A 22241-nucleotide genomic window follows, 5' to 3' on the forward strand; every position below is an offset into this window, starting at 1 on the left:
CCAGGAAGAAGGAAGAACATGGCAGATGCACGCGTGCTCACATTGCTGCTGGTGGATGACGATGCGCTGATTCGCGCCGGGCTGGCGGCCATCCTCGGCAGCGCTCCGGGACTGCGGGTTATCGGCGAGGCAGAGAACGGGGTGCGCGGTCTCGAACTGGCCAGCCGCCTGGATCCGGATGTCATTCTCATGGACATCCGGATGCCGCAGCTGGACGGGCTCTCCGCCTTGGAAGAGCTCATCGCCCGGGATCCTGCGGCGAAGGTCATCATCTTGACCACCTTCGGGGAAGAAGAATACATCGATCGGGCCATGGCCCACGGGGCCAGCGGCTTCATGCTCAAGAGTTCTGCACCCGAGGAACTGATTGCCGGGGTGCACGCGGTGGCCGACGGAGCTGCGGCGCTCTCGCCGCGCATTGCACGGCGGCTCGTCGAACGGGTGCGCGGCATCGACACGCAGTCCGCGGCCGCCGCCGTGGCGCGGGTCTCGGCCCTGACCGGTCGGGAGCTGGACGTCTTGGCCTTGGTCGGGGCAGGGCAGTCAAATGCGGAAATCGCCGGGCAGCTGGTGCTGACCCAGGCCACAGTCAAGGGGCATATGACCTCGATCCTGCTTAAGCTCGGCGCACGCAATCGGGTGGAGGCGGCCCTGCTGGCCTATCAGGCAGGTGTTGCGCGCGCCTAGCCCCCGGCCGGAGGCTGCCGGTGCGCGGCATCCGGTGCCGGGGCGGCAAACAAGGACTTGAGCTTGTCCTCGGCGGCCGGGCCTGTGCTGGCGGCTGCTTTCTTGTTTGCCTCGATCACCGCGGCGAGCACCTCGGCCCGGTGGATTTTCACGCCCTTTGGCGCGTCGATGCCCAGTTTGAGGGAGTCGCCTTTGGCTTCCAGGACCGTGACCACGATGTCCTCGCCGATCAGGACCTGTTCTCCAACTTTTCGAGTAAGTACCAGCACCGTTCCATCCTACCGGGTGCCGCGAGGCACCGGGAGGTGCCCGGCGGCATCCAGGCGCAGCAACGGGTAGCCCAGCTCAAGCACCGAGTCCGGGGTACCGGTCAACTGCGAATGCAGCACGAGCACCCCGTGGATCCCGATCCTCCCGCCCAGCTCGCCCACCCAGCGAGCGGTGTCCTCCGACTTGTGCCGAGCATCAACCACCACCAGCAACTGGTCGGCCCCGAGGACCTCCAGCCGTTCGGCCGCGTCCGCCGCGGCGCGGATCTCGGCCAGTGAATCGGCGAGCAGCACGCTGCAGCCTTCGGCCACGGCCGCCGCCCGGGTTTTCATGGCGCTGCGCCGGTCGGTGACTGGCCGGTGCAGGGCATCTGGCTGTCCGGTGGTGCGCAGCATCACCGATCCGTCGTCCAGTGCCGCGGCCGCAGTCACGGCATCGGTGCCCAGCCCGACCAGCAGCACCAGGTCCCCCACCTGGCGGCGCACGGCGAGCTCTGCGGCACGGGCCACCGGGGCGGCTTGGCGGGGTGTTGCAGGGCGAAGCTTTTGCCCGCCTGGTGCTTCGGCGCGGCCGGCGGCACGGCGCCCGGCCGCCGGTTCCAGTGCAAAACTCTGCTCGTCGAGAATCGAGGCAAAGTCGCTGCCCTGGCTGCCGACTGGGGCGGCCTGCCGCGTTGCCAGGCGGGTCTCGGAGGACTCGGCGGCAGCCAGCAGGCGTTCCAGCCCGGATTCGGGATGGTTTCCGGGCCGCCGCGGGACCTGCATCCGCGCTCGGGTGCGCAAGCGCGAGCCGGACTGCCCTGGATTGGGCTGGGCCGTTTTGGGCTGGGCCGTTTTGGGCTGCACGAGGTTTGCCGGGGACGGTGCAACTGGCGGGAGGGCATCGCGGATCTCGATGACCGCCTCGTAATGGTGCTCGCGCAGCAGCCCTCCGACGCGCGGCGTAGTGATCTTCTCCGCCGAGACCAAGAAAGCATCGGGGCCGAATTCGGCGACGGCCCGCTCCTGCAGCTCGCGCAGGCTGCTGCCCTTAAGCAGGAAGCGCGTTGGCACCGCGGATCACCCCCACCGTCTCGATCTGTGCCCCGCCGGCGGTGGCCTCCTGGTAGGAGAGCACCGCGGCGAAGCCTCCGGCCTGCCCCAGCAGCCGGCGCACCGCAGGGCGCAGCGCCGGGGCGCACACCAGCACCGCCGAAACCGCGCGGGCCTCCAGCTCGGCGCCGAGCGTCTTGGCCGAGTCGAGCACGCCCTCCAGCCGCGGGGCATCGAGCATGATCTGGTTGCCGCCCTCGGCCGGGCGCAACGCCTCGAGCATTCCCTGCTCGAGCACCGGGTCGATCATCGCCACCTTCAGCACCGAGCCCTCCAGGTAGGGCGCGGCGATGGCGGGGCCCAGCGCCTCGCGGGCGGCCTCAACCAGCGCTTCGGGGGCGGTGCCGTTCTTGGCCTGCAGGGCCAGGGCCTCGTAGATGCGCGGCAGGTCGTTGATCGCCACCTCCTCGGCCAGCAGCCCCTGCAGCGCCCGCTGCACCTCGGCCAGCGAGAGCAACCCGGGGATGAGCTCCTCCACCGCCGAGGGGCTTTGCTCGCGCAGCGCGTCGGTCATCACGCGCACGTCCTCGCGGGAAAGCAACCGCGGCGCCTGGGCGCGCACGATCGAGGACAGGTGGGTGACGATGACCGAGACCCGGTCGATGGTGGTGGCTCCGGCCATCTCCGCATTGTGCCGCAGCTCGGCGGGCACCCACTTGCCCGGCAGCCCGAAGACCGGCTCGTGCACCAGTTCCCCGGGCAGCGCGCCCAGCTGCTCGCCCAATGCCAGCACCTTGCCGCGCGGGGCGGTGCCGCGCCCGGCTTCCACCCCGGCGACCAGGATGGCGTAGCTCGCCGGCGGCAGCGCCACGTTGTCCCTGGTGCGCACCGGGGGCAGCACCAGTCCCAGCTCCATCGCCACGCGCCGGCGCAGCGCGCGCACCCGTGCCAGCAGGTCGTCTGCCCCGCCGTTGACCATGTCCACCAGGTCCGCGGCCAACTGCACCTCGATGGCGTGCACGCGCATCTTCTCCAGCAGCTGCTCCGGGGTTTCGGCCGCTTCGCTGGCCTGCTGGTTGGCTTCGGCGACCTTCTCGGCGTCGGCCTCGCGCTGCTCGCGGGCCTTGATCCGCAGCGAGAACCAGATCAGCGCCGCGCCGATCAGCACGAAGGGCACCTTGGGCATGCCGGGGATCAGGGCCAGGGCGATGGCCGAGCCGCCGGCGATCAGCAGGGCGGCGCGGGACTGGCCCAGCTGCTTGCTGGCGGTGGCACCCATGTCGTCGGCCGCATTGGAGCGGGTGACGATCATGCCGGTGGACACCGCCATCAGCAGGGCCGGGATCTGGGTGGCCAGCCCGTCGCCGATGGTCAGCAGCGCGTAGGTTTCCAGCGACTCGGCCAGGCCCAGGCCGCGCGAGAGCATCCCGATGCCGATGCCGCCGAGCAGGTTGATGATGATGATCACCAGCCCGGCGATGGCATCGCCCTTGACGAACTTGCTGGCTCCGTCCATCGCCCCATAGAAGTCAGCTTCGGCTGCCACCTCGGCCCGGCGCTCGCGCGCCTGGCTGTCGGTGATCAGCCCGGCGTTCAGATCCGCATCGATGGCCATCTGCTTGCCTGGCATGGCGTCCAGGGTGAAGCGCGCGCCCACCTCGGCCACGCGCTCGGCGCCCTTGGTGACCACCACGAACTGGATGACCACCAGGATCAGGAAAACGACGAAGCCGATGACCAGCGAACCGCCGATGGCGATCTGCCCGAAGGCCTCGATGACCTGCCCTGCGTAGCCCTGGCCGAGCACCAGCCGGGTGGATGCCACGTTCAGGCCCAGGCGCAGCAGCGTGGCCACCAGCAGCAGCGAGGGGAAGACGGAGAAATCCAGCGGGCGCTTTGCGAACATGGTGATCAGCAGGATCACCAGGGAGAGCAGGATGCTGGTGGCGAAAAGGGCATCGAGCAGCGCCGCCGGGACCGGGACGACCAGCAGCAGCACGATCCCCACCACGCCCACGGGCACGGCTACCTTGGACAGGTTGGCAAAGTTCATTGTTCTTCCTCGCTTCCTAGCCGGCGGCCGGCGGGGCGGACGGGGCGGACGGGGCGGTATGGATTCCGGAGGCCGCTCCCCGGGCTTTCAGGCGCATCACGAAGGCCAGCACCCGGGCCACGTCGGTGTAGGCCGCCGCCGGGATCTCCTGGCCGATCTCGCAGTCCGCGTGCAGCGAGCGGGCCAGGGCGATGTCGCGCACCAGCGGCACCCGGTGCGCCGCGGCTTCCTCGCGCAGCTTCGCCGCGATCTGCCCGGCGCCCTTGGCCACCACCGTCGGTGCGGATACGCCCGGCTGGTAGCGCAGGGCCACCGCCACGTGCGTGGGGTTCACGATGACCACGTCGGCATCGGCCACCGCGGCGATCATCCGGTTGCGGCTCAGCGACAGCGCCCGGCTGCGCCGCTGGGATTTGAGCAGCGGGTCGCCCTCGCTGCGCTTGTGCTCGTCGGCGACCTCCTTGCGGGTCATCCGGGTGTGCTTGCGGTTGCGCCGCATGACCACCAGCACGTCGGCGGCGGCCAGCACCAGCCCGGCGGCCACCGAGGCGCGGATCAGCCAGCTGGCTCCCTGCCCGCCGGTGGACAGCAGCGAGGACAGCGGCAGCGCCCCGGATTGCAGCAGCAGCGGCATCATCCAGGCGATGACCAGCCAGAGCACCACCCCGATCACCAGCACCTTGGCCAGGGCCTTGGCCCCCTGCCACAGGGCGCCGAAGCCGAAGACGCGGCGCAGGCCGGACACCGGGTTCAGGTGCGCCGGGTCCAGGGTGAACTTGCGGAAGCTGATGCCCCCTTGCAGCGCGGAGACCGCCACGAGCACCACCAGGCAGACCGCGAACAGCGGCAGGATGATCCCGCCGATCGCCCCAAGCGCCCGGGCGAGCAGCGCCAGGGCCACCGCCGGCTGCGGGTCGGCGGCCAGTGCGTCCAGGGCGGCGAACTGCTCGCGGCCGGCTTCCTGCGCCCGGTGCAGCACCCCGGGGACCATCAGCGCCGCCGCCGCGATCCCCAGCCAGGCGGCCAGGTCCTGCGAGCGGGTCGTCTTGCCCTTGGAGCGCACCTCCTTCATCCGCTGGCTGGTGGCCTTCTCGCTGCGTTCCCCCGCTTCCTGGCTCATCGCGGCACCACCGCCGGCAGCGCGGACAGCCCGTCGCCCACCAGGGCGGAGACGACGGAGGGCAGCACCACGAACACGGTCCCGGCCAGGGCCAGGGTGATGAAGATCTTCAGCGGGAAGCCCATGGCGAAGGCGTTCAGCGCCGGCGCGGCCCGGGTCAGCAGCCCCAGCCCGAGGTCGGCCAGGACCAGCACCACCAGCAGCGGCCCGGCGATCTGCACGGCGGCCAGGAACATGCTGCCCAGCAGCTCGCCCAGGTTCTCCGCCATCGCCGGCAGCGCCAGCCCGGCACCCAGCGGGATCGCGGAGAAGGAGCGGTAGATTCCTGCCAGCATCAGCTGGTAGCCGTCGGAGGAGACCAGCAGGGCCAGGGCGGCGAAGTGGAACAACCGGGCGAACTGCGCGCCGTTGACCATGGACTGCGGGTCGAAGCCCTGGGCCATGGAGAATCCGCCGAACAGGTCGATCAGGTTTCCGGCCGACTGGATGGCGGAAAACGCCAGCATCACCAGGAAGCCCATGCCGGCCCCTGCCAGCAGCTCGGCCAGCAGCGCGCCGAGGTACCCGGCGGTGTCCAGCGAGCGGTAGCCTTCCAGCAGTCCTGGGGTGGTGGCCAGCGCCAAGCCCACGCCCAGCATCCCGCGGATCCGCAGAGGGATCGCCCCGTGCGAGAAAGGCGGCGCCACCACCAGGAAGGCGGTGATCCGCACTGCGGCCAGCAGCAGCACCTCGAGGAAGGCCAGCGGCAGGGTGAACTGCATCTAGCTCCCTCCCAGCAGCCCGGGGATCCGGCCGAAGAGCTCGTGGGTGAACAGCACGGCCTCGGAGATCATCCAGTGCCCGCAGACCACCAGAGCGATGGCCACGGCCACCGCCTTGGGCACGAAGGACAGGGTGATCTCCTGGATCTGGGTCATCGACTGGAACAGCGAGATGGCGAAGCCCACCACCAGCGAGGTGACGAGCACCGGGGCGGCCAGCTTGGCGGCGAGCACCAGCCCGGACAGGCCGATGTCCAGCACGGACGCGGAATCCATGGCTCAGCCTCCCGCCAGCTGGTAGGAGTCGACCAGGGCCGTGACCACCAGGGACCATCCGTCGACAAGCACGAACAACAGGATCTTGAAGGGCAGGGAGATCATCACCGGAGGGAGCATCATCATGCCCATGGACATCAGGGCCGAGGCCACCACCAGGTCGATGACCAGGAAAGGCACGAAGATCACGAAGCCGATGATGAAGGCTGCGCGCAGCTCGGAGACCATGAACGCCGGGATCAGCGTGGACAGCTGGACGGCCTCCGGGTTGGCCGGGTTGGGCAGTTCCGCGGCGCGGGTCATCAGCGCAAGGTCCGCCTCACGCGTGTGGGCCAGCAGGAATTCGCGCAGCGGCGCCAGCCCGTGCTCCAGGGCGGTGGACAAGTCGGCGGTGCCATCCAGGTAGGGCTGCACGCCCAGCTCGTTCATCTGCCCGAGCACCGGCGACATGATGAACAGCGAAAGGAACAGGGCCAGGCCGGCCAGCACCTGGTTCGGCGGAATGCTCGGCAGGGACAGGGCGTTGCGGGTGAAGGCGAGCACCACGAAGATCTTGGTGAAGGAGCTGGCCATCAGCAGCAGCGCCGGAGCCACCGAGAGCAGGGTGATGGCAATGAGCGTGACGATGCCCGAGCTCGGGGTGCCGTTGGGGCCGTTGATTTCCACCGACAGACCGCCGTTGCCGTCGCCGCCGGGCTCGATCGGGGCGGCCAGCGCCCCGGCCGCGGGCAGCAGCAGCCAGGCCAGCACCGCGGCCAGCACCAGCAGCACCCGGCACGCCGCACGCCGCGGTGTGCGGGCGCTCACCGCTTCGGTCCTTGGCGCAGCGCCTGGCCGGCATCGCGCCAGGTCTGCGCGTCCAGGATGGATCCGGCGACCAGGCTGGGACGCCCGGCACGGCGTGGAGCAAGCGGCCCGGGCTCAGGCAGTTCGGCCCGGTGGCGGCGCAGCTCGGCGTCGAAGTCGACCACCTCGGGCACGGTGCGCCGCCCGCGCAGCACCGGCTGGCTGGCGGTCGGTGCCTCGCCAGCTGCCGGCTCGATGGCGGCGGGCAGCTCGAGTCCGGCGGTCGGCTGCTCGTCCGCCCCCTCGTGCTCCGCGAAGTCCAGGGACTCGTCGCCCCGTCCGGGGCCGGCAGGATGGCTGCCGGGCATGCTGTCCAGGACGTTGACCGCGGAGTCCGAGACCCCCAGCAGGTAGCGCGAACCGCAGGCCTCAACGAGCACCACCGACGACTTGGGGCCGATGGCCTGGCGGGAGATGACCTTCAGCGCCTCGTCCTTGGGTGCGGTGAAGCGTGCCGGGAGCTTCTTGCGCAGGTAGAAAAGCAGGCCGAAGACCGCCGCCAGCGAGACGAGCACCCGCAGCAGCAGGAACAGGCTGTCCACGCTCAGGCGCCCATCGCCTCGGTGTCCAGGATCCGGGTGATGCGCACGCCGTAATCCTGGTCCATCACCACCACCTCGCCCTGGGCGATGAGCCGGCCGTTGAGCAGCACGTCGGCAGGGGCGCCGGCCGAGCGGTCCAGCTCGATCACGGTGCCCGGTTCCAGGCCGAGCACGTCGCGCACCGACATCCGGGTGCGCCCGATCTGCACGGTCAGCGCCATTTCCACATTCGAGATGCGCGAGAGCCTGCTGGCCATGTCCTGTTCTGCGGCCGGCGCCGGGGCCACGGCGCTCTGCGCGTTCTCGCGCAGGCGCAGCGCGAAGAAGCCTGCCGGCTCGCCGGATGCGGTGCGCAGCTCGAAGCCCACGGTGTCGGTGGCGGCCAGGGTGGCCTCGGCGCCGCTGGAGGGTTCCACGGTGAGCACCCCGGCCCCGAGCACGCCGGTGGCCGCATCCAGCGCCGGGCGCAGCAGGTCCTCGGCGCCCAGCCGGGCGCCGCGCCGTTCGGAAGGCTCGCCGAGCTGGCTGGAGTGCAGGTGCAGCACCACGTCGGCGGACTGCTCGCCGACGAACGTGGCGCTCACCACCGGGCCGGTGGCCGCGGGGAGCCACTGGTGCCGCGAGCCGGTATGCAGCACCGCTTCGATGCCTTCGGCGGTGGGCAGCATGGCGGCCAGGGCGCTGGCCGCGGAGGTGTACAGGGCGGTGGAATGCAGCACCGGGGCGTGCTCTGGGGTCTCGTTCATGCTCAGCTTTCTTGGGTGGTGACGATGACGGCGGCGGCCCGGCCGCTGCGCGAGCCGGCAGCCGCGGTGCCGACCCGGTGGTTGCCGGCCAGCAGGTCGAAAGGCTGGTGCACCCGGTGACCCAGCGGCAGGATGTCCCCGACAGCCAAATCCAGGATGGCCTGCGGCCTGACCGCCGATGGGGCGGTGGCCAGCTGCACGTCCACCGGCACGGTGCCCAGCGAGGCAGCCAGCAGGGCTTCGGAATTCCCGCCCGGTTCCGGCTCGCGATTCTCCCCCAGTTGCTCCAGCAGCAGCTCGGCGGGCAGGGCGACCGAGGCGCTGGCGCTGCGCTCGCCCACCCGGACGGTGAACCAGGCGGTGATCAGCAGCTGGGATTTGTCCGCGGCCTGGGCGAATTGGGACTGGTGCGCGATCGAGGAGACCTGCAGCCTGCGCGGGAGCAGGGTGCCCAGCGAATAGTGCAGATCCTCCAGCGCCTCGTTCATCAGCGAACGGATGAGGGTGGCCTCGATGCGGGTGAAGGCCCGCTCGGGCAAGGTTCCCGGGGCCGGGCTGCCGAGCATCCGGCACACCCAGCTCAGCGCCTCGCTGGCCGGGAACTGGATGACCGCCCGGGCCTCGGTGCCCTCCGGCTCGCACAGCACCATGGTGGTCAACGCGGGCAGCCCCGCGACGTAGTCGTCATAGGCCTGCATCTGCACGGAGACGAAGCCCACCTGGCACATGACGCGGATCTTGGCCGTGAGCTGGGTGCCCCACTGGCGCGCGAAGGTCTCGAAGGCCAGTTCGAGGATGCGCGCGTGCTCGCGCGCGAGCGTGGTGGGGCGGCGGAAATCGTAGACCGGGGCGGCGGCCTGCGCCGCGGCGGCGATACGCTCAGGGCCCGGTCCGCCAAGGCCCGATGGCAGGGATGTCACGGTACCCACTGTCGGCCGCTTCCGGGGCGCGGTAAGCCGGCTCGGCCCGATCCTGCGTGCGATGCGCCACACAGCCGGCCGAAGCGGCGCCGGTGGCCGGCTACCCGGTCAGTTCGGGCAACTTCTCGCGGATCTCTTCGCGCTGGTTTGAGAGCACCACGATATCCACGCGCCGGTTGAGCTGCAGTTTCTGGCTGCCGTGCACCGGGCGGGCATCCCCGTAGCCCACCGAGGAGATCTTCGCCGCATCGACACCGCTGTCCTCCACCAGCACGCGCAGCACCCCGGTAGCCCGGCTGGCCGACAGCTCCCAGTTGGTCGGATAGGGGTCGACCGGCTGGCGGACGTCGGCGAAGCCCTCCACGGCGATCTGCATCCCGGCATCCACCAGCACCGGGCCGATGGCCCGCACGATGCGCTCGGCCTTGCCCGTCAGCTCGGCGCTGTTGGGCACGAAGAAGGTCTCGGCGCTGACCAGCCGCACACTCAGCCCGCGCCGGTCGATCTGGTAGGCCGCGGCCTGCGGATAGCCTTCGGCGGCCAGCGCGCCCTGGATCTTGTCCTTCAGCGCGATCAGCCGCTGGGCTTCGGCATTTGCCAGCTCCTGGACCTGCTCGCGGCCCAGCTCTTCCCCGGCCGAGGTGGTCAGCAGCCCCTCGGTGCCCGCCAGCTCGGGCGGGACGACGATCCCCTGTGCCGTGTCCGCGCTCTGGCTGCTTTCCATGCCGAAGCCGGTGGCCAGGGAATTGCGCAGCGCGGCGTACTTGTCCTGGTCCACGCTGGACATGGCGTACAGGACAATGAACAGGCACATCAGCACGGTGACCATGTCCATGTAGGAGGCCATCCAGCGTTCGGAATTCCCCTCCTCATGCGCGGACGAGCCGGACCGCCCGCGGCGCCTGGATCGCGGGGACCGCGCTGCGCTCACGGGACTGCCTCGAAATCCTCGCGCTGCACAGGCGCGCCGGTCTTGGACGGGGCCTTCGCTGCCTGAGGCAGCAGGCCTTCGAGCTTCTCGCGCAGCACCAGCGCCGGGGTGCCCGAATGGATCGCCAGCAGCCCTTCGATGGCCAGGTTCATCCGCTCGGATTCCAATTCGGCCAGCCGGCCGAGCCGGGCGCCGATGGGCAGCCAGATGAAGTTCGCCGAAACCAGTCCCCACAGGGTGGCGACGAAGGCGGCGGCGATCATGTGCCCGAGCTCGTCGGGTTGCGAGAGGTTCTCCAGCACGTGGGTCAGCGACACCACGGTGCCGATGATGCCCACGGTCGGCGCGTAGCCGCCTAGGGTATTGAACCACTTGCTGGCGATGGCGCTGTCCCGTTCGGCCGCCATCAGGTGGTCCTCGAGCATGTCGCGCAGCTCATCGGTGTCCACCCCGTCGGCCATGGCCTGCAGGGCGCGGGCCACCAGCGGATCCTTGGCCCCGGCCACCTCGGCCTCCAGGGCCAGCAGCCCGTCGCGGCGGGCCACCTCGGCCAGCGCCACCAGCTGATCGACCAGTTCACGGGCATTGCCAACCTTGCCCCGGAAGGCCCCGGGCAGCGCCTTGGCGGCGGCAAGCATGTCCTTGATGGTGCCGCTGGCGATGCCCACGGCGATGGTGCCGAAGAACACGATGATCATTGGTGCGGGCAGCAGGATGGATGACGGGCTGGCCCCCTCCATGAACAGCATGGTGAACATGGCGCCGAAGGCCAGCAGCAGCCCGATGATTGTTGCCGGATCCATGGATCCCTCCCCTTTAGCGCGGTGCCGGAACGCGGGCGGCATTCAGCACCCGGGCCCGGTAGTCGATGGTCAGCTCGATGATTTCCTCCGGGGATTCGCGCACCACGTATTGCGCCCCGTTGGCCATGACCACCACGGTGTCCGGGGCCTGCCCGATCCGCTCGATCAGATCGGCATTCAGCGCCAGCTTCGTGGCGTTCAGCCGGGTCAGCATGATCATCGGGCCCTCACCTCGTTAGTCCACCCTTGACTGTCGGCAGCGCGGCGCCCGGGGTTAGCCGCCAGCTACCGCTTGAGGTTGGACAGCTCCTGGAGCAGCTCGTCGCTGGTGGTGATGATCCGCGCGTTGGCCTGGAAGCCGCGCTGGGCGACGATCAGGTTGGTGAATTCCTGGGAGAGATCCACATTCGACATCTCCAGCATGCCCCCGGCCAGCGCCCCGAAGCCAGGGCTGCCGGCGGTGCCCAGCTGCAGCTCGCCGGAGTTGCCGGTCAACGTGTAGGAAGAGCCGCCGGCCTTGGACAGCCCGGCCGGGTTGGCGACGTTACCGATGGCGATCTGCGCCACGACCTGCTGGGCGCCGTTGGAGAAGGTTCCGGTCAGCGAGCCGTCCGCTCCCAGAGTAAAGCTTTCCAGGGTGCCCGCGGCGTTGCCGTCCACCCCGGAGATGCTTGCGGTGCTCAGCTCCGCGTAGCCGGTCAGCCCCGCCAGGTCCACCTCGATGCCGCCCACGGCGAGCACCGCGTCGGAGAGCTCTCCGTTGGCATCCAGGGCCAGCTGCGCGGTGCCGTTGCCGCCGGCGCTGTGGGTCCCGGCCACGTTCCAGCCGCCGGCGGTGCGGGTGAAGGACAGGGTCAGGGTGTGCTCGGTGCCGTCCGCGGCGAAGACCTGGGCGTCGCGCACCAGCTGCTCTCCCACGGCTGTTTCCTTGGGCAGGTTGCCGCCCACCGAGGCGACGCCGGTGGCCGCTCCCGGGGCGATCAGCCCGTCTGGCAGGGCGATATCGGACAGTGCCCCACCGGTGGCCAGCTGGCCATCGGCCCCGGCCATCCAGCCCTGCACCAGCCCGCCGTCGGGGCTGGTGAGCCGGCCGTTGGCGTCCAAGCCGAACGCGCCGGCGCGGGTCAGTTCGGTGGCATTGCCGTTGCGGGTGACGAAGAAGCCGTCCCCGGAAATCATCATGTCGGTGGACCGGCCGGTGTTCTGGCTGGATCCCTGGGCGAAGTTCGTGGAGATTCCGGCCACCTGCACGCCCAGGCCCACCTGGGCGGGGTTGGCGCCTCCGCGGTCAGCGGCCGGGCCGGTGGCGCCCTGGGTGAGCTGCGAGAGGGTGTCCTGGAACTGCACCGAGGATGATTTGAATCCGGTGGTGTTCACGTTGGAAATGTTGTTGCCGGTGGCATCGAGCATGGTCTGGTGGGCGCGCAGGCCCGAGATGCCGGAGTACAGGGAGCGGAGCATGGTGTGGCTTTCTGCTAGGTGTTCGGTGGGGTGGTTGTCATTCAGGCGGTGAGCGCTTCTGGTCCGGCGAGGTTCTCCTCCGGGCCATCGGGTTCCGCCGGGCTTGGAGGCTCGGCGAGGTCGGCTGGCGGCTGGGCAGTGTCTGGAGCCTGCTGCACCTGGGCGATGCGCGAGAGCGGGATCTGGTTCTCGCCCACGGTCAGCACCGGCCCCTCGGCCGTGAAGGCTACCGCGGTGACCAGGCCGGTGAGCGCCGGTTCGTCCGCCGAGGTGGCCTGCTGGCCAATCAGCGAGGAGGCGGCGGTGCGCTGCTGGATGTCCAGCGAATACTGCTGTGCGGCCGCCATGGTATTCAGCCGCTCCATGGAGGCCAGCTGCGTGGTCTGGGAAATCATCTGGTTGGTGTCCATCGGCGAACTCGGGTCCTGGTTGGCCAGCTGGGTCACCAGCAGGTGCAGGAAGACCTCGGAGTCCATGACCTGCTTCGGCGCACGGGCAGGGGCGGCGGTGGCCGCCTCCCGGGACGCTCCGGCCGGTTCTATCGGTGAAATGCTCATGGTTCTCTTCCGTGGGTCAGGCCAGCAGGTCCAGTGCGGATGCGGCGAGGTGGCGCGTTGCAGGATCGTTGGGCGTCCCGGGGGCCAGCGGGGCCATGGACTGTTCCGGCTTCCCGGTGACTTCGCCGGCCGCCGGCAGCGCCGGTTGCGGTCCAGGTTCCGGTGCGGATCCGTCCCGGCCCGGCTGGCCGGGCTGTCCCTGGCCGCCGGCCGGCAGGCCTTGCTGCCCGGAGGATTGCGAGTTGGGCGAGCTACCGGCGGCCGCCGGCTCCGGCGCCGCGGCCAGCACCTGGACACTGCCGTGGCCGAGCATCGCGAAGTCGCGGCGCAGCTCGGGCAGCAGGGCGCGCAGGGCTTCGCGTCCAGCGTCGCTCGGGGCCGCCAGATCCAGCTTCATCCCCTCGGCACCCCAGTTCGCGGTGAGCACGACCGGACCCAGTGAATCCGGAGCGACCTGGACGGTGAGCGTGTGCAGCCCGTTCGGTGCCGTGAGCACCGTGGCCAGCGGGACCGCGAGCTGGCGCAGCAGCGGTGGCGGGGCTGCCGGGCGAGCAGCAACCTCCGCCGCAGGCTTCGCTGCCGGTGCCGCCTCGGTAATGCTGCCGGTGGCCAACTGCACCGCATCCACGGCCCCGCGCGCGGCTGCGTTCCCGGCAGGGTCGGCGGCGATGGCAGGGACGGTAGCAGCGTCGAGTTCTGGTGCTTGCGCGACGGAACTGCCCGGGGCCATCAAGGAACTTCCCATGGCGTGCCCCGGCAGGGCAACGGCTTGGACAGCATCGGCCGGCATCGGTCCAGCTGAAACCACTCCGCCAGGCTGCGTGCCCGCCACGGGACCGGCCGCCAAGTTGGCTCCACCGCTCGGGCCCGTTGCATTAACTGCACCGGCGGACGGGGGTTCTGCCGGCCCAGCCAGGGCCGAGGAACGTTTGCCACGGCCAGCATCCTCAGCGCGGGCCATGCCTTCGGGAACGGGCAGCGCTGGTGGCGCAGCTGTCCCCTCCGGAGTCGGGTGCGCCACGGTGGGCGCAGGGATGTGGTTCGGCGCGAGGGCTCCTGTAATCGTTGATCCAGCAGGAACCTCTGGCAGCCCTGCCGGTGCCGCGTGGATGGCAAGATCCTGGACTGGTGACATGGCTGTATCCGGTCCCAGCACCAGCGTCTCCGGCAAGCCGTCGGTATTCCCGCCGGCATCTTGCCCCGGCACTGCCGGATTGCCGATTAACGGCTGGATGCCGGTGTTCGGGCCAGGACCCGCCAGACGCTGCATGTGGGACAGGTCAACACGTAGCAGCAGGTTCTGGGCGATAATCGGCAGCATCCGGCCATTCTCCGGATTCTGTAGCGCAGGGGGGACGTCATTGCGGGGCTCGGTCCAAACGGCGGGTCCGGACGGATCAGCCGGGTCGGCCTTCCCCGGCACCGGGGCAGCATTCGGCGCATGTCCTGAGCCGCCGGCGGACTGTGCGGCGGCCTGGCGGGACACGTGGCCGGCGAACAGCTCTGCGGCTCCGCTGTCGGGGGCAGTGCCGGTGGGGGCGGCGGCCGGCGCTGTACCGAATGGCAGGACACTGCCTGCGGCAGTTGTCGCGATCATGAGGCACCGCCCGCAGTGTGGTTGAAGCTGGCGCGCTGGGCTGCGGCCAGCTGCTGGCCCTGAGCTTGGACCAGTGCCGTGTCCGCGGCCTGGGAGGGCACGATACGCCGGATCGTCATGATGTCCTTGTCGGTTTCGAACAGTTCGCGGATGCTGACCTGTTCCCCGGGGCGCGGGGCATGGATCATCCTGTTCTCCCCCAGGTAGATGCCGATATGGCCTCCGCCACGGGTGACAATCAGGTCACCTGGCTTCGCCTGGGCCAGGGTGGGCACTTCCGTGCCTTCCTTGGCCTGCTGGCGGGCCACCCGCGGCAGCTCGATGCCCAAATCGCGGAAGGTGTGCTGCACGAAGGAGGAACAGTCCAGGCCGACGGCCGGGTTGTTCCCTCCCCAAACGTACGGCACGCCCAGGTACTTCTTGGAGGCTGCCACGACGTCACCTCCATCCGCCCCGGAAACGGCGCCTTCCGGTTCCTTGGCCTGAACCTGCGGTTTCTGCTGGACTGCTGGCGGAGCGGCGGCTTCGGCCCGGGTTGCGCCGGACACCGTTCCGGCGAGCATGGAAGCAGACGGTGCGTTCTTCACGGACGCCGACATTGCGCCGGCGGCCATTGAGTTGGGGACGGCGGTTCCGCCGCCGAGCACGGCATTATCCAGAAGCTGCGCGAACCCGGCGGCCTGGGCGGCGACTTCGGTTGCGGCGACCTGGGGCGCGGTGGCCGCAGGGGTGCCGCGCGACGTGGCGCCGGGAACGGTCCCGGCCACTCTGGACAGATTCGCCTCGATAGCTCCAATGCGTGCGGCAACGGCTGCATAACTCATACGTGGCCCCTTCGTGCCGTGGTTCCTGCCATTTCATCGAGCAGCTGCTGCTCGGTGCGCAGCTGCTCGGTGCGTTCCTGCTGCTGGTGCCGTTCTTCGAGCTTCTCGACGGCCTTCAGCTCGCTGTGCGCCACCTGGTAGCGTTCGGCGGCGCGTTCGGCGTCCTGCACAAGCCTGGCGTCCAACGCCTGCAGGTCCGCCAGCGCCGCCCGCCCGGCGGAACGGGCCGCGGCAATGGCCAGCAGGCTGCTGCTGTCCACCGGGTCGTCCCCGGTGCCGTGCAGCTGCGCCAGCGCCTGTTCGCGCTGCCGCCGGTTGCCACGCACAGCGGCGTTCGCGGCGGCCAGTTCCCCGGCAGCCCGGCGCTCGGCCAGCTGGCGCACGCGCAGCAGCCCGGCCAGGCTGAAACCGCGGCTCATGGCTGGATTCCCATCGATGCCAGCAGCGCCTGCAGCTGCCTCCAGGAGTCCGTGGCCGCGGAAGGTTCTTCCAGCCGCTGGCGCAGGAAGCCGTCAATGGCCGTCCGGTGCGCCACCGCGGCATCTGCCTCCGGGTTGGCCCCGGGCTGGTAGGCGCCGACGTCGATCAGGTCCTGGACACTGGCCCGGGCGGCCAGCGCGCGGCGCAGGGCACCGGCTTGCTGCTTCTGCTGTGCGGTGGCGACCTTGCTGGCCAGTCGGGAGACCGAGCCGAGCACGTTGATGGAGGGGAAATGCCCCTGCACCGCCAATGCGCGATCGAGCACCACATGGCCGTCGAGCAGGGAGCGCGCGGCATCGGCGATGGGCTCGTTGTGGTCATCGCCGTCCACCAGCACCGTGTAGATCCCGGTGATCGAACCGGCTGCGTCCCTCCCGGCCCGTTCGAGCAGCCCGGCGAGCACGGCAAAGGTCGAGGGCGGGTAGCCGCGGGTGGCCGGCGGTTCCCCGGCGGACAGGCCGATTTCGCGCTGCGCCATGGCTACACGGGTCAGCGAATCCATCATCAGCACCACCTGGGCGCCCTGGGCGCGGAAATGCTCGGCAATCCGGGTGGCGCTCTGCGCGGCGCGCAGGCGCATCCGGGCTGGTTCGTCCGCGGTGGAGACCACCACCACGGAGCGGGCCAGGCCCGCTTGGCCCAGGTCGTCTTCGAGGAATTCGCGCACCTCGCGGCCGCGTTCGCCGATCAGCGCGATGACATTCACCTGGGCGGCGGTGCCGCGGGCGATCATTGACAGCAGCGAGGACTTGCCCACCCCGGACCCGGCAAACAGGCCCAGGCGCTGCCCGGCGCCCACCGTGCACAGGGTATCCAGGGCGCGCACCCCGAGGTTCAGGGGCTCGGTGATGCGGCCGCGTTCCATGGCCGGCGGGCTGGACTGCTCCCGGTCGACCAGCTGGTGCTCGCCCAGCGGACCGCGCCCGTCGATGGGCCGTCCCAGCCCGTCGATGACGCGCCCGAGCAGCCCGGGCCCGGCCGGAACGACGTTGCCGCGCAGGCTGGCGTGCACCCGGTCCCCGAGCTTGACCTGCTGCAGCGAAGCCAGCGGCATGCAGTGCAGCCCGTCGCCGCTGGCTGCCACTACGTCCACGGCCACCTGCTGCGCGCCGACGTGCAGCACGCTGCCCACCGGCACGTCCAGTCCCTGCACCCGCAGGCCCAGGCCCACCAGCTCGCTGACCACGCCGCTGCGTTCCGGGGCGGCCGCGGCCAGCGCCTGCGTCCAGTGCGGGTGCAGCGCCGACAGTTGCGGGCCGTTCACTGCGCCCCTCCGGCCAGTGCGTCCTTGGCCCGTTGCAGCCCGGCGGCGATGCGGGCATCGAGCAGGCCGTCGGGGAGCTCGGCGATCGCGTCCCCGGAGGCCAGCGTTGGGTCGGCGAACAGGTCGATGCCTGCTGCGGGGCCGGTGCCGCGGCGCAGCAGCTGCAGGTCCCGCGGGTTCAGCCGCACCTGGCACAGGGCGCCGGGGGCCACTTCTGCGGTGGCGCGCTCGAGCGCGCTGCGAGCGGCGAAGTGCGCATCGTCCAGCACCTGCCCGAGAATGGCTTCGGCCAGCTCGATCGCCGCCGAAGCCAACATGCCGCCGGCCTCGTGCAGGACGGGGGCGGACAGGCGTTGCACGTGCTGCACTGCTGCCTGCAGGGCTGCCTGCGCCTGGGCATGCTCGCTGGCACGCGCTGCTTCGGCGTCAGCGGCCTGCCGGGCCAGCTCGGTGCGCGCGGCCCGGGCGGCGGCCTCCGCGGCGCGAATGCCGGTGGCATAGCCTTCAGCGTATCCAACGGCGCGGGCCTCGGCCTGCGCCTTGTCCGCCTCGGTGGTGGACAGGGCGCGGAAGGCCGAGGGAATGAAGGCGGAGTCACTGGACAAATTCGTCGCCCTCCCCGCGCTTGATAGTGATCTGCCCCTCGGCTTCCAGGGCGCGGATCTGCCGGACGATTTCCGCCCGGGCAGCGTCGACCTCGGAGACCCGCACCCGGTCCATGGCCGCGCTCTCGGCGTCCAGCAGTTCGGCGGTGCGCTCGGAGATGTTCGCCCGGATCACCGTTTCCAGTTCGCTCGCCGCGCCGCGCAGCGCGTAGGCCAGGGTTCGAGGGTCCACCCCGCGCAGCACCTGCTGGATGTCGCGGCGTTCGAAGCGCACCAGGTCGCCGAAGGACAGCAGCCGGGAGGCCACGTCCTCGGCCAGGGCCGGATCGTGCTGTCCCAGCGAGGCGAGCAGCTCATTTTCGAGGCTGACCTCGGACCGGTTGATGATGTCCACCAGCGGCTGGATGCCGCCGACCTGTTCCACCGGCTCGTGGCGGGTGGCCAGGGTCCCGGTGCGCCGTTTGAGTTCCTCGGAGACCACCTGCACCGCTTCGGGCACGGCGGTGCCCATGGTCGCCAGCGCAGCCGCGGTCAGCGTCCTGGTGTCGGCGGGCAGGCCAGCGAGCACCTGCGAAGCGGTGTCCGGTCGCAGGTAGCCGAGCACCAGGGCGATGGTCTGGGGCAATTCCCCGTCGAGCAGGGAGACAATGTGCGCGGCCTCGGTGCCGTCGAGGAATTCGAAGGTGCGTCCGGCCATCGAGGAGTTCAGCCGATTCATCACCGTGGTGGCCTTCTCGGTCCCGAAGGATGCTTCGAGCAGCTCGCTGGCTGCTTCGCGCCCGCCGGTGAGCGTGCCGGTGGCCAGCTCATGGACCTCATCGAGGGCTTGATCCACCACCGCGGTGTCCACCTGGCTCAGGCGCAGCAGTTCGGCGGCGATCTCCTCCGATTCGTATTCGTTGAACTGGCGCATCACCTCGGCGGCCTGCTCCTGGTCCAGCTGCATGAGCACCACGGCGACCTTCTGGATGCCGGTCAGTTCCACCTGGCGGGACTCCTGCTGGCTCATGGCTCGCCCTTGCCGGACATCAGCGAGCGCAGGTGCTCGGCCATCTTCGCCGGGTTCTCGGCGGCCAGCGCGGAAAGCTGCTCGCGCTTGGCCCGGGCCGGCGTGGTCTCGGCCAGCTCGGTAGCCGGGATCTGGCTCATGGCGGTGGTCTGCGTATCGGGCATCGCGGTGAGAGCATCGCGGGCCTCACGCAGCTCCTGCAGCTCCCCGAGATCCACCAGCTCGCGGCGATTGCGGTTGCGGCTGCGCAGCAGCAGGTAGGCAGCCAGCAGTGCCAGCACCAGCAGCACGGCCCCGGCGATCACCAGGGTGCGCAACAGCTGGGCGTCGCGATCCTGCTTCTGCGCGTCCCGGGCCGCGTTCAGCGCTTCTTGGGCTTCGGTGGCCGCTTCGGTGGAGAAGGGCAGCACCGAGACGTTGACGGTGTCATTGCGTTCCGGGTCGATGCCGGCGGCGGCGCTGATCATGCCGGTCAGTTCCTCGACATCCAGGCCGCGGGCGGCCTCCGAGTCCAGCGCCACCGACACGCTCTGGCGGTTCAGGATTCCCGAGGGGATCATCCGGTTCTCGGTGACCCTGTTGATCGCGTTGGTGCGGTTGGCCTCGGTTGAGGAGAAGGTCCCCTCGCTGCCGCTGCCCCCGGGTACGGCAATGTTGTCCGGGCCGAGCACCCCGGCCTCGTTGCTGCCGCTGCCCTCGTAGTCCTCTTCCTTGGTGGTTTCGCTCAGCACGGGGTTGTCCTCCGGCGCGGTGAAGCTTTCCTCGACGCGTTCTGCCGATTCCAGCGAGACATCTGCGGCCACGGCCACCGAGGCGTTGCCCGGGCCGACAACGCGGTCCAGCATGTCCTGGACCATTCGGGTGATCCGGCTTTCGTAGTCGGCGGCCTGCTGGCCGGCCGAGCCTTCCATTCCCACCCCTGCTGCGGAGAGCAGCTTGCCGGTGGAATCGACCACAGAGATGTCCTCTGGCTTCAGCCCCTCAACGGCTGCCGAAGCCAGGTGCACGATGGACTGCACCTGTTCGCCGGACAGCGTCGCATTGGGCTGGGTCTGCACGAAGATGGAGGCCGTGGGATCCGCAGCGGATTCCACGAAGACAGTCTGCTCGGGGATGGCCAGCTTGACCGAGGCAGTGCTGACCGCGTCCATCGCCTGGATGGTGGAGGCCAGCTCCCCTTCCAGGGCGCGCTTGTAGGTGATGCTCTGCTGGAATTCCGAGGAAGTCACGCCCATCTCGTCCAGCAGCGAGTAGCCGCTGGTGCCTGCCGAGGGCAGGCCGGCGCTAGCGGCCTTCAGCCGGGACTCGTAGACGTTGGCCTGGGGCACCAGGATGGTGCCGCCGGCGCCGGTGATTTCGTACGGGATGGCGTCGGACTTCAGCTGCTCGACGACGCCGGCGGCGTCTTCGGCTGACAGACCGGTGAACAGCGGGGTCATCTTCGGCTGGCTGGCGAAGTTCACCAGCGCGATCGTGCCCAGGGCCAGCACGGCCAGGCCGATCAGGGCGATGGTGCGTTGGGCGAGGGTGAAGTTGCGCAGGCTTGTGCCGACCTTGGCCAGCGCCGGGGGCAAGGCGGCCACTAGGCTTGCATCCTCATGATCTCGTTGAAGGCTTCGACGCCGCGGTTGCGGAAGGTGGCCGCCATTTCCAGGGCCAGCGAGGCCCGGGCGGAGGCCAGGGTGGCGGTGTGGATGTCAGCGAGGTCGCCGGTGACGGCCTTGAGCGACAGGTCGTTGGAGGTGGCTTGTAGTTGCTGCAGCTCGTCCAACGCGCCGCCGAGTGCCGTGGCGAATTCGGAGCCGTCGGTGGTCGGGGTGCTCGGTGCGAGGTACCCGCTGGCCCGGGTTGGCGCGACCGCGGTGACCGCGTTGATTTCGAGTGCCATTATTGTGCCCGTCCGATCTGCAAGGCGGCCTGGTAGCTCTCCCGGGCGCGGTCCACCACGGCCGCGTTGACCTGGTAGCCGCGCTGCGCCATGATCAGTGCGCCCATCTGCTCGGACATGTCGATGTCCGGGTAGCGGACATTGCCCTCCTCGTCGGCCAGCGGGTGGTCTGGTTCGTGCACGATGCGGCCCTCGGCGCTGCCGCGCTCGATGCCGGCGACATAGGCCCCGGAATTCTCCGCGCCAGCGCGGGCCACGACGTATTGTGCGCGGAAGGCCTCGTCGTCGGTGGCGCGCACGGTATTGGCGTTGGCGAGGTTGTCGGCCACGGCGTCCAGCCATTTGCGGTGGACGGTCAGCCCGCTTCCTGCGATGCCGATCGCGTCAAACATCAGTTGCCCCTCAATGCAGTGCGGATGGAGTTGAAAGGCCCGGAGGCCGCCTGGGAGGCGAACTGGTAGCGCAGCATGGTGTCGATGTTCGACAGGGTCTCGGTGTCCAGGTTCACGTTCGAACCGTCCAGCCGGGTCGGTTCCAGCGAGTTGGAGATGATGGCCTCGACCTGGCCGCCGCCTTGCTCGATGGACCGCGAGAGCGCGGCTTCGAACTGCACCCGGCGGGCCTGGTAGCCCGGGGTGTTGACGTTGGCAATGTTGTTGGCGATGGCCCGCTGGCGCAGGGACAACGCGTCCAGGGCGCTTTCCAGCGACAAGGACGTCACAGAATCAAACAAGACGTGATGCTCCAGGGTCTTGGACTGGGCCCATCCGTGGGCAAAGGGGCGTACGAGCGATCCATGCTCCCCCATGACGAGTGCAACTATCGGCAGCAGCCACGCCGCCGTTAGCCGGTCTGGTCTAGGTAGATCGCCGGGGCCTCTTCCGGGCGCGGGACGCTGGATACTGCCTGCAGCTGGGCGGCGACATCGCTCTGGCGCTGCTCGTAGGCCGCCTTCAGGTCGCCCAGCTGCGCGGAGAGCTGCAGGGCCCGCGGACCGAGGCTGGCCGGCATCTGGCCCAGGTGGGCAGGCGGTTCCCACCGGGCCAGGTCCTGCTGCTGCAGCTGAAGGTCCAGGAACAGCATGGAGGCCATGCGTGCGCAGCCGGCTTCCAATTCGTCGAGACAGGTCTCCCAGGCGGAGAACTCGTTCGTCTCCGGATTAGCCAAGGTGCTCACCGATGGTCCTTTCGGTGCTGCCGGCCGGTGCGGCGGCGGCTTCATGCCAGGCGGTGCGCAGCGGTTCGAGCAGGTTGATGGCCTGGGCCACCTGCTGGGCGTCGCGCTTGATGTTGGCGTCGATGAGCAGCTGGGCCAGGAATGCATAGAGGCTGCGCAGCCCCTGGCTCCCGTCCCACTGACCGTCGATGAGGCTGGCATCCAGCTCGGTGATGATCGCCTGGGCATGCACCAGGTTCTCGGAGGATCGTTGCCAGTCGCCGTTTTGCTGGGCCTGGCGGGCGCGGTTCAGATCCACCAGCAGCCGGTCGTAGAGCATGGTCAGCAGGGTTGCCGGGCTAGCCGAGAGGATGGCCTCCCGATTGAGCTGGGCAAGCTTCTGCGCGGTATTCAT

General features: G+C 69.9%; 28 protein-coding genes. 1 reads left to right on the forward strand and 27 read right to left on the reverse strand.

Annotation, left to right across the window (positions count from 1 at the left end):
- Window positions 1-18 precede the first annotated feature (18 nt).
- Window positions 19-687 (forward strand): response regulator transcription factor, encoded by a 669-nt coding sequence (locus BKX98_RS12950; RefSeq protein ID WP_083586897.1) that lies wholly within the window; start codon window positions 19-21, stop codon window positions 685-687.
- Here BKX98_RS12950 and csrA read toward each other — a convergent pair.
- The 27 genes from csrA to fliS all read right to left on the reverse strand — a co-directional run bounded on the left by csrA (window position 684) and on the right by fliS (window position 22241).
- A complete protein-coding gene (csrA, locus tag BKX98_RS12955) occupies window positions 684-956 on the reverse strand; it encodes a carbon storage regulator CsrA (protein ID WP_073707558.1) in 273 nt (90 codons plus the stop codon). The genes BKX98_RS12950 and csrA overlap by 4 nt on opposite strands.
- Window positions 957-965: 9 nt before the next feature.
- Window positions 966-2009 carry a hypothetical protein gene (locus BKX98_RS12960; RefSeq protein ID WP_073707559.1) on the reverse strand — a complete coding sequence of 348 codons (1044 nt, stop codon included), beginning with the start codon at window positions 2007-2009 and terminating at the stop codon, window positions 966-968.
- Entirely contained in the window at window positions 1987-4041 is a 2055-nt protein-coding gene (locus BKX98_RS12965) for a flagellar biosynthesis protein FlhA (protein WP_073707560.1), read from the reverse strand. The genes BKX98_RS12960 and BKX98_RS12965 overlap by 23 nt, the downstream gene beginning before the upstream one ends.
- Before the next feature lie 16 nt (window positions 4042-4057).
- A complete protein-coding gene (locus tag BKX98_RS12970) occupies window positions 4058-5161 on the reverse strand; it encodes a flagellar biosynthesis protein FlhB (RefSeq protein WP_073707561.1) in 1104 nt (367 codons plus the stop codon).
- Window positions 5158-5922 (reverse strand): flagellar biosynthetic protein FliR, encoded by a 765-nt coding sequence (locus BKX98_RS12975; RefSeq protein WP_073707562.1) that lies wholly within the window; start codon window positions 5920-5922, stop codon window positions 5158-5160. The genes BKX98_RS12970 and BKX98_RS12975 overlap by 4 nt, the downstream gene beginning before the upstream one ends.
- Window positions 5923-6198 (reverse strand): flagellar biosynthesis protein FliQ, encoded by a 276-nt coding sequence (gene fliQ, locus BKX98_RS12980; RefSeq protein WP_073707563.1) that lies wholly within the window; start codon window positions 6196-6198, stop codon window positions 5923-5925.
- 3 nt (window positions 6199-6201) lie between these two features.
- On the reverse strand, window positions 6202-7005 hold the full coding sequence (gene fliP / locus BKX98_RS12985; protein WP_073707564.1) for a flagellar type III secretion system pore protein FliP: 804 nt from the start codon (window positions 7003-7005) through the stop codon (window positions 6202-6204).
- Entirely contained in the window at window positions 7002-7586 is a 585-nt protein-coding gene (locus BKX98_RS17045; protein WP_073707565.1) for a flagellar biosynthetic protein FliO, read from the reverse strand. The genes fliP and BKX98_RS17045 overlap by 4 nt, the downstream gene beginning before the upstream one ends.
- Before the next feature lie 2 nt (window positions 7587-7588).
- Complete coding sequence (gene fliN / locus BKX98_RS17050; RefSeq protein ID WP_073707566.1) at window positions 7589-8332, reverse strand: flagellar motor switch protein FliN; 744 nt, start codon at window positions 8330-8332, stop codon at window positions 7589-7591.
- Window positions 8333-8334: 2 nt separating this feature from the next.
- Window positions 8335-9252 (reverse strand): flagellar motor switch protein FliM, encoded by a 918-nt coding sequence (locus tag BKX98_RS13000; protein ID WP_233125382.1) that lies wholly within the window; start codon window positions 9250-9252, stop codon window positions 8335-8337.
- A gap of 100 nt (window positions 9253-9352) precedes the next feature.
- Window positions 9353-10183, reverse strand: a complete 831-nt coding sequence (locus BKX98_RS13005) for a flagellar motor protein MotB (RefSeq protein ID WP_073707567.1) — start codon at window positions 10181-10183, stop codon at window positions 9353-9355.
- Window positions 10180-10986, reverse strand: coding sequence for a motility protein A (locus BKX98_RS13010; protein ID WP_073707568.1), 807 nt, complete (start codon window positions 10984-10986; stop codon window positions 10180-10182). The genes BKX98_RS13005 and BKX98_RS13010 overlap by 4 nt, the downstream gene beginning before the upstream one ends.
- Before the next feature lie 13 nt (window positions 10987-10999).
- A complete protein-coding gene (locus BKX98_RS13015) occupies window positions 11000-11206 on the reverse strand; it encodes a flagellar FlbD family protein (RefSeq protein WP_073707569.1) in 207 nt (68 codons plus the stop codon).
- A 65-nt stretch (window positions 11207-11271) separates the two neighbouring features.
- Window positions 11272-12447, reverse strand: a complete 1176-nt coding sequence (locus BKX98_RS13020) for a flagellar hook protein FlgE (RefSeq protein ID WP_073707570.1) — start codon at window positions 12445-12447, stop codon at window positions 11272-11274.
- Window positions 12448-12488: 41 nt separating this feature from the next.
- Entirely contained in the window at window positions 12489-13004 is a 516-nt protein-coding gene (locus tag BKX98_RS13025; protein WP_073707571.1) for a flagellar hook assembly protein FlgD, read from the reverse strand.
- Window positions 13005-13020: 16 nt separating this feature from the next.
- A complete protein-coding gene (locus tag BKX98_RS13030; protein ID WP_073707572.1) occupies window positions 13021-14601 on the reverse strand; it encodes a flagellar hook-length control protein FliK in 1581 nt (526 codons plus the stop codon).
- Complete coding sequence (locus BKX98_RS13035) at window positions 14598-15425, reverse strand: C40 family peptidase (protein ID WP_073707573.1); 828 nt, start codon at window positions 15423-15425, stop codon at window positions 14598-14600. The genes BKX98_RS13030 and BKX98_RS13035 overlap by 4 nt, the downstream gene beginning before the upstream one ends.
- Window positions 15422-15844: a flagellar export protein FliJ gene (fliJ, locus tag BKX98_RS13040; protein WP_073707574.1), complete on the reverse strand. Its 423-nt coding sequence runs from the start codon at window positions 15842-15844 to the stop codon at window positions 15422-15424. Before fliJ ends, BKX98_RS13035 begins: the two co-directional genes overlap by 4 nt.
- The gene (locus BKX98_RS13045) at window positions 15841-17169 is read right to left on the reverse strand and encodes a FliI/YscN family ATPase (protein ID WP_233125383.1); all 1329 of its coding nucleotides are present in this window, start codon (window positions 17167-17169) and stop codon (window positions 15841-15843) included. The genes fliJ and BKX98_RS13045 overlap by 4 nt, the downstream gene beginning before the upstream one ends.
- The gene (locus tag BKX98_RS13050) at window positions 17166-17774 is read right to left on the reverse strand and encodes a FliH/SctL family protein (RefSeq protein WP_073707575.1); all 609 of its coding nucleotides are present in this window, start codon (window positions 17772-17774) and stop codon (window positions 17166-17168) included. The genes BKX98_RS13045 and BKX98_RS13050 overlap by 4 nt, the downstream gene beginning before the upstream one ends.
- Entirely contained in the window at window positions 17764-18783 is a 1020-nt protein-coding gene (locus BKX98_RS13055) for a flagellar motor switch protein FliG (RefSeq protein WP_073707576.1), read from the reverse strand. Before BKX98_RS13055 ends, BKX98_RS13050 begins: the two co-directional genes overlap by 11 nt.
- A complete protein-coding gene (gene fliF / locus BKX98_RS13060) occupies window positions 18780-20366 on the reverse strand; it encodes a flagellar basal-body MS-ring/collar protein FliF (RefSeq protein WP_233125384.1) in 1587 nt (528 codons plus the stop codon). Before fliF ends, BKX98_RS13055 begins: the two co-directional genes overlap by 4 nt.
- Window positions 20366-20671 carry a flagellar hook-basal body complex protein FliE gene (gene fliE / locus BKX98_RS13065; protein WP_073707577.1) on the reverse strand — a complete coding sequence of 102 codons (306 nt, stop codon included), beginning with the start codon at window positions 20669-20671 and terminating at the stop codon, window positions 20366-20368. The genes fliF and fliE overlap by 1 nt, the downstream gene beginning before the upstream one ends.
- Window positions 20671-21066, reverse strand: a complete 396-nt coding sequence (locus tag BKX98_RS13070; protein ID WP_073707578.1) for a flagellar basal body rod protein FlgC — start codon at window positions 21064-21066, stop codon at window positions 20671-20673. The genes fliE and BKX98_RS13070 overlap by 1 nt, the downstream gene beginning before the upstream one ends.
- On the reverse strand, window positions 21063-21404 hold the full coding sequence (locus tag BKX98_RS13075) for a flagellar basal body protein (RefSeq protein WP_073707700.1): 342 nt from the start codon (window positions 21402-21404) through the stop codon (window positions 21063-21065). Before BKX98_RS13075 ends, BKX98_RS13070 begins: the two co-directional genes overlap by 4 nt.
- A gap of 110 nt (window positions 21405-21514) precedes the next feature.
- Window positions 21515-21847 (reverse strand): hypothetical protein, encoded by a 333-nt coding sequence (locus BKX98_RS13080; protein ID WP_073707579.1) that lies wholly within the window; start codon window positions 21845-21847, stop codon window positions 21515-21517.
- The gene (gene fliS, locus BKX98_RS13085; protein ID WP_073707580.1) at window positions 21831-22241 is read right to left on the reverse strand and encodes a flagellar export chaperone FliS; all 411 of its coding nucleotides are present in this window, start codon (window positions 22239-22241) and stop codon (window positions 21831-21833) included. Before fliS ends, BKX98_RS13080 begins: the two co-directional genes overlap by 17 nt.

The sequence above is a fragment of the Glutamicibacter sp. 0426 genome (genome assembly GCF_001906485.1).
Taxonomy (GTDB): Bacteria; Actinomycetota; Actinomycetes; order Actinomycetales; family Micrococcaceae; genus Glutamicibacter; species Glutamicibacter nicotianae.